This window comes from Synechococcus sp. R8-2, from assembly GCF_047461715.1.
Taxonomy (GTDB): Bacteria; Cyanobacteriota; Cyanobacteriia; order Thermostichales; family Thermostichaceae; genus Thermostichus.
Genome location: NZ_JANSHQ010000264.1, coordinates 1 through 7029 on the forward strand (window position 1 = coordinate 1; position 7029 = coordinate 7029).

Sequence of the window (7029 nt, forward strand, 5' to 3'; positions counted from 1 at the left end):
TTGACTAGAGTCATGCTCTTCTCTGAACACGGAGCAAGCCCAGTTCCTGGCCCCCGGCCAATGGGAGCGACTTGGATCGAGAATACCTGGCTGAGGAGATCGCATCTCAGAGAAGACAACGGCACCGGGAACCATCTGAATCGCTCACCTGTTGAAGATGATGAGTTTTTCCCAGATGGACAATGGGAGTGGATCCGCTGTCTGCAAACTGAGTTATCCTGCCGCCAGAATTGCCTCCAACAAGGGATCCGCCCCAAAACGCACCACATCCGTACAGGGCCGTCCGGTCTCGGCTTCCACCCGGCGGATCTGCTCTAGGGCTGCTTCTTCCTCCCAGCCGAAGGTATTGAGGGCAATCCCCACCACGGGCGCGGGGGCAAAGGCCCCGGCAGCCGCTGCCACCTGCTCATACAGCTCGATCACTTTGGACAAGGGTGGGATGGGCACGTAGTCTATCCCCTTGATGTGGGTCTGGCCGGCGCGGTGTACCAGGATGAGGTGGGTGGGCTGGGATCCGCGCAACAGGGGCAAGGTGGCCGTAGAGGCGGGGTTGAGCAGGGATCCCTGGCCTTCCAGGTGCAGAATGTCGTGGTCAGAGCCATAGCGTAAGATCAGTTGCTCCACCGCCCCACTGGCATAGTCCACCCGCACCGCATCCAAAGGGATCCCCTCGCCGCCGATCAGGATCCCGGTTTGCCCGGTGGCCAAAAAGCGGGAGCGCAGGCCCCGTCTCAGGCTGGCCCGGTGCAGCTCTAGGCTGGTGGACATTTTGCCCACGCTCATGTCGGTGCCCACCGTCAACACCCGTTTACAGGGCAGGGTGCGGGCCAGGGCTTTCCCCACCGACAGGTTGGGGGGCTCGCGGCGAATATCCCAGATCCAGGCCCCCGGCTGCAACCACTGCCGAAACTGGGGATCCTCGGCCAAAGGCGTGTGCAGCCCATTCACCAGAGATAGGCCAGCTCGCAGGGCCAGGCCCAACTCCTCCCGCCAGGCTGGCGGCAACTGCCCCCCTGAAGGGGCAATCCCAATCACCAGAACTTCAGGCCGGTAGGCCAGCGCCTCCTCCACCGAGGCCACGATGGGAATGTCTTTGGCAATTCCGGTCAGATGGGCCAGGGATCCCCCCGCCTGCTCCCGGTCGATCACCGCCACCACCGGGAAGGAGCCGTAGCGCAGCAGCCCCAGCCCCGTTTTCCCATGCTCCCCCAGCAATCCCCCGTGGAGCAGGATGGCCACGCGACTTTCGCTGGACAGGGATTCCGGCCTTCCCATTATTCCTCCCGCAGCTCTACCCCCAAACCCGGTCGGTCGGTGGGGAGCAGGCAGCCCTCCTGCAGGATGGCCCCGGCAAAGGGATCGTCGGTGAGGTTGAGGTGGCTATCCAAGTCCAGGTAATCCACCAGGGGAGCCAAGTGGGCCGCCGCCGTATTCCCCAGAGCTGTGTTGCTGTAGCAGCCCAACATCACCTGTAGGCCGTGGGCTTTGGCGGTGTGGATCATGCGCCAGGCTTCGCTGAGGCCTCCGCACTTCATCAGCTTAATGTTGATCCCGTGGACGCGATCCACCAGAGGGGGGATATCGCGGCTGTCCATACAGCTCTCATCCACAAAAATGGGCAGCTTCGACTCGTGCCAGAGGGTGATCAGCTTCGCTTCCTGCCCCCTCTCCAAAGGCTGCTCCAGGTAGCTCACCCCTTGCCCCGCCAGCCAGTTGCTCATGCTCAGGGTTTGCTCCACCGTCCAAGCGCCGTTGGCATCCACTGTAATCAGGGATCCCAGCGGGATCACCTCTTGTACAGCAATCAGCATGTTCTGATCCGCCATCAGTCCTGAGCCGCTGCCCAGCTTGATCTTAAAGGCCCGCGCTTGGGTCTGTTCCATCCAGGCCAAGGCTCGCCGGCGGGCCGCCTGCGGGGTGGAGATGCCGATCGTCATCGTCGTGGGCGGAATGCGGGAGCGATCCAGCCCCCACAACTGCCACAGGGGCCTCCCCAGCCGTTTGCCCATCCAATCGTGCAGGGCCATATCCACCGCTGCCCGCGCTGCCGAAGGGATCCCGGCCCGCAGCAGTTCTGCCTCGATTGGCTGTCGCTCCCAGGGGGAATGGCGGCGCAGGATCCCTTTGGCCACGTCCAAGCCCATCAGGATGTCGTCCAGAGACTGGTGGTAGTCGTCGCTCACCGAAAAAGGGCAAGCCTCTCCCCACCCTTCAACTCCCTCCTCCTCAATTCGCACCCAAGCCAAGGTTGTATCGCTGTGGGTACCTCGGCTGATGGTCAAGGCGTAGCGCTTGTGAACGGTGAAAGGTTCGACGTAGAGCCGCATGGGCATCTCCAGAAGAGGAAGCTTGGAGGGGCAATTGGGCCTGGGCCGCCCCTTTGAGCTTAGCTTGGTTCCCAGCCCAGCCTGCCCCCGTCCCCAAGCCCAGAAAACAAGTTATCCCTTGCCCCGTCCGCCGTCTATGGTGGGATCCAGATCCACCGTTCTCCATACCCTTGCCACCATGAATACCGCCGAACTGCTGGTTCGCTGCCTGGAAAATGAGGGGGTGCAGTACATCTTCGGCGTTCCTGGCGAAGAAAACCTGGAAGTCCTGCAAGCCCTGCGCCGCTCCTCGATTCGGTTTATCACCACCCGCCACGAACAGGGGGCCGCCTTCATGGCCGATGTCTATGGCCGGCTGACGGGCAGAGCGGGGGTGTGTCTCTCCACCTTGGGGCCGGGCGCCACCAACCTGATGACCGGAGTTGCCGATGCCAACCTGGATGGAGCACCCCTAGTGGCCATCACCGGCCAAGTGGGCACCGACCGCATGCACATCGAATCCCATCAATACCTGGATTTGGTGGCCATGTTTGCCCCCGTCACCAAGTGGAATGCCCAGATCGTGCGCCCCAGCATCACCCCGGAGATCGTGCGCAAGGCTTTCAAATTGGCCCAAACCGAGAAGCCCGGGGCCGTCCACATCGACTTGCCGGAAAACATCGCCGCCATGGAAGCCAGCGGCACTCCCTTGAGGAGAGATCGCCTGGACAAAACCTACGCCTCCTATCAAAGCCTGAACGAAGCGGCGTCCCTGATCTCCCGCGCCCGCAACCCCTTGATTTTGGCCGGCAATGGGGCCATTCGCGCCCAAGCCAGCAGCGCCCTCACCGAATTTGCCACCCGCTTGAACATCCCCGTGGTCAACACCTTCATGGGCAAAGGAGTGATCCCCTACACCCACCCCTTGTCCTTGTGGGCCGTTGGCCTACAGCAGCGGGATCTGGTCAGTTGTGGTTTCGACCGCACCGATCTGTTGATCGCCGTCGGCTACGACCTCATCGAGTACTCCCCCAAGAAATGGAACCCCGACGGCACCATCCCCATCGTTCACATCGCTGCCCTGCCCGCAGAAATCGACAGCAGCTACATTCCGCAAGTAGAGGTGGTGGGAGACATTTCCGACTCCCTGATGGAGATCCTGCGCCGCTGCGATCGCACGGGCAAGCCGGATCCCTATGGCCTCAGCCTGCGGCAGAACATCGTCCGCGAGTACACCTGCTATGCCCACGATCAGAGCTACCCGATCAAGCCCCAAAAGCTGATCTACGACCTGCGCCAAGTCCTGGAACCCGAAGACATCGTCATCTCCGATGTCGGCGCCCACAAGATGTGGATGGCCCGCCTCTACCACTGTGACAAACCCAACACCTGTCTCATCTCCAACGGCTTTGCCGCCATGGGCATCGCCATTCCGGGGGCCTTGGCCGCCAAATTGGTGCATCCCGACCGGCGCATCGTGGCCGTAACCGGAGATGGAGGGTTCATGATGAACTGCCAAGAGCTGGAAACTGCCCTCAGGGTGGGCACTCCCTTTGTCACCCTCATCTTCAACGATGGCGGCTATGGGCTGATCGAGTGGAAGCAACACAATCAATACAACGAGGCTGCTTTCGTCAAGTTCGGCAATCCAGACTTCGTCAAGCTGGCGGAGAGCATGGGCCTCAAGGGCTACCGTGTCGAAAAGGCTGCCGAGCTGATCCCCATCCTGAAGCAGGCCCTCGAGCAGCCGGTGCCCACCCTCATCGACTGCCCTGTGGATTACAGCGAAAATCTTTACTGGACCCAGCGGTCGCAGGCGCTCGTCTGCGAGACTGAGGGGTGAGGTGAATGTGGATGCCAGATTTGAGCCGAGTTGGGGCATAGTAAGCCCAGGGTTGGCGGCCTCTGGGCAGTCCAGACTTATGTATCTTTACCGTTGACCCTTAGCAGCCAAGTGCAGTGAAATAGAGGCATTGTGGGTGACCCGCCAGCATGAGCGATCTTCCTTCCCCTCCCTTTACCTCGCGCCGCGCCGGCGCTGCCAGCAAAGCTCTGGCCATCGCCAACGTCAGCATTACCCCCTTTGGCCGCAAGTTAAAGGAGCTGGGCTTTGCCGACGATAAGCAGATCCAGGACATCCAAAACGCCCTCAAAGCGGATCGAGAGGGCAACAGCAAGGCCCTGGCTCTGGTGGTCAAGGATATCGTGGGCAAAGAGATCACCCCTGACCTGGAGCGGGCTTACAAACGGCAGCAGCTCTTTGAACTGAAAATCATCTACGGGATCCCCTCCCTGGATGTCGACCTGGAGCCGGTGGAGATCTCCGAGATGATTGGGCTGATCGACTCGATCTTGCCCCTCGACATCTGCAACCGCTACAAGTTCTTGCCCATTCGCCGTCGAGACAATCAGGTGACGGTGGCGATGGTCAAGCCAGACAACCTGCAGGCACTGGACGACATTCAACGGCGCTTCCGCATCCAGGGGCTGAAGCTGCAGCGGCGGGTCTTCACCCAGCGGGATTTCGAGACCCTGATCAACCGCTACATGGATGCGCAGGCGGAGCTGCTGGCCATCAAGGGGATCAACGACGCGGCTGCTGCCCAACAGGAAGAAGAGGTGGTGGTCAACACTGCCGAAATCGATCTGGATGCTATTGAGGATGTGGCTGCCGATGAGGCCGGCGAGGGATCCCTGGAGCAGCAGGTCAAATCGGCAGATGATGCCCCGATTATTAAACTGTCCAACCAGATCCTGGTCAAGGCCCTGCAGGACGGGGCGTCTGACATCCACATCGAGCCGCAAGAAGAATACCTGCGCATCCGCTTCCGCAAAGATGGGGTGTTGCGGCAGGCTTTTGAAAACTTTCCCAAGAAGATCGTCCCCGCCCTCACTGCCCGCTTTAAAATCATCTCCAACCTGAATATTGCCGAGCGGCGCATGCCCCAGGATGGGCGGATTCGGCGGGTCTTCAAGGGGCGCAAGGTGGACTTCCGGGTCAGTACCCTGCCCTCCCGCTATGGGGAAAAGATCGTGCTGCGGATCCTGGACAACTCCGCCACCCAACTGGGGCTGGACAAGCTGATCACCGACCCAGAGACCTTGGAAAGCTTCAAGGAGATTGTCAAGCGACCCTTTGGCCTAATCCTGGTAACTGGGCCAACGGGATCCGGGAAAACCACCACCCTCTACTCGGCTCTGGCGGAGGTGAACGATCCGGGCATCAACATCAGCACCGCCGAGGATCCCATTGAATACTCGCTGCCGGGGATCACTCAGGTGCAGGTGATCCGAGAAAAGGGCATGGACTTTGCCATGATCCTGCGGGCCTTCTTGCGGCAAGACCCGGATGTCATCCTGGTGGGGGAAACCCGCGACCACGAGACGGCCAAAACCGCCATCGAAGCCTCCCTCACGGGCCACTTGGTGTTGACCACGCTGCACACCAACGATGCCCCTGGCGCCATTGCCCGTCTGACGGAGATGGGGATCGAGCCATTTATGATCTCCAGCTCGTTGCTGGGGGTGTTGGCCCAGCGCTTGATGCGCCGGGTGTGTACCGAATGTCGGATCCCCTACCACCCCACGCCGGAGGAGCTGGCTCGCTATGGCCTTACCCTCAGTGGCGACGGCGAGCAGCTCACCTTCTACAAAGCCAACAAGCTCTCCCCCAAAGAAGTGGAGCAGCGCAAGGCCACCGGCAAGCCCATCTGCGAGAAGTGTGGGGGCGTGGGCTACAAAGGTCGGGTAGGGGTGTACGAGTTCATGCGCATGAACGACCGCCTTGCGGACTTGATCAACAAAGAGGCCCCCACGGAGGTGATCAAAGAAGCGGCGGTGGAAAGTGGCATGAAAACCCTGCTGGCCTACAGTTTGATGCTGGTGAAGCAGGGCCTCACCACGCTGGAGGAGGTGGATCGGGTGACCCTCACCGACAAGGGTCTGGAAAGCGAGCTGAAGGCCCGTGCCAAGGCTCTCAGCACCTGCCGCAACTGTGGCGCGGCCTTGCATGTAGACTGGATGGACTGCCCCTATTGCCTGACGCCGAAGTTTTAGGAAGTCGCCTTGGCCCTTGACGGTGTTGGGGTGCCGACTATAACAGTCCTATACAGTTGCCTTTCTCACATGGCTTTGGCCGGCGGCTCTTTTGATAGACAGTTCTACTCGCCTTTGGAGAACCCAACCCTATGCCCCAACTGATGATCGAAGACCTGATGGAAGCAATCGTCCAAAAGGGCGGTTCCGACATTCATATTTCGGCGGGTTTGCCCCCCTACTTCCGCATCAATGGTCACCTTGAGCCGACAGAGCATGAGCCTCTCTCCGCAGAGGAGGTGCAGCGGCTGATCTTCAGCATGTTGAACAATAACCAGCGCAAGCAGTTGGAGCAAAACTGGGAATTGGACTGCTCCTATGGGGTGCGGGGGATCGGGCGCTTCCGCGTGAACGTCTACCGCGATCGCGGCACCTATGCTTGCGCCATGCGGGCCCTGGCTTCTGAGATCCCCAACATCGACAAGCTGGGCCTGCCGGATGTGTGTAAGGAAGCAGCTCGCCTGCCGCGGGGCTTGGTGCTGGTAACCGGCCCAACGGGATCTGGCAAATCGACTACGCTGGCTTCCATGATCGACATGATCAACCGCGAACGGGCCGAGCACATCCTCACCATCGAGGATCCCATTGAGTACATCTACACCCCCATTCGCAGCATCATCCACCAGCG

Annotated in this window: 5 protein-coding genes; 3 read left to right on the forward strand and 2 right to left on the reverse strand. The window is 60.6% G+C overall.

What is annotated here, in order from left to right:
- Positions 1 to 213: 213 nt before the first annotated feature.
- Together NW819_RS06990 and NW819_RS06995 are read right to left on the reverse strand one after the other, a co-directional pair.
- The gene (locus NW819_RS06990; protein ID WP_414413309.1) at positions 214 to 1275 is read right to left on the reverse strand and encodes a DUF1611 domain-containing protein; all 1062 of its coding nucleotides are present in this window, start codon (positions 1273 to 1275) and stop codon (positions 214 to 216) included.
- Positions 1275 to 2327, reverse strand: a complete 1053-nt coding sequence (locus tag NW819_RS06995; protein ID WP_414413310.1) for a dipeptide epimerase — start codon at positions 2325 to 2327, stop codon at positions 1275 to 1277. Before NW819_RS06995 ends, NW819_RS06990 begins: the two co-directional genes overlap by 1 nt.
- Before the next feature lie 178 nt (positions 2328 to 2505).
- Here NW819_RS06995 and NW819_RS07000 point away from each other — a divergent pair, with 178 nt between their 5' ends.
- The 3 genes from NW819_RS07000 to NW819_RS07010 form a co-directional block, all read left to right on the forward strand.
- Positions 2506 to 4149, forward strand: coding sequence for an acetolactate synthase large subunit (locus tag NW819_RS07000; protein ID WP_414413313.1), 1644 nt, complete (start codon positions 2506 to 2508; stop codon positions 4147 to 4149).
- 149 nt (positions 4150 to 4298) lie between these two features.
- Positions 4299 to 6362 (forward strand): GspE/PulE family protein, encoded by a 2064-nt coding sequence (locus tag NW819_RS07005; RefSeq protein WP_414413311.1) that lies wholly within the window; start codon positions 4299 to 4301, stop codon positions 6360 to 6362.
- A gap of 131 nt (positions 6363 to 6493) precedes the next feature.
- Positions 6494 to 7029: type IV pilus twitching motility protein PilT (locus NW819_RS07010; protein ID WP_414413312.1), on the forward strand; the 536-nt coding region annotated here is incomplete at its 3' end.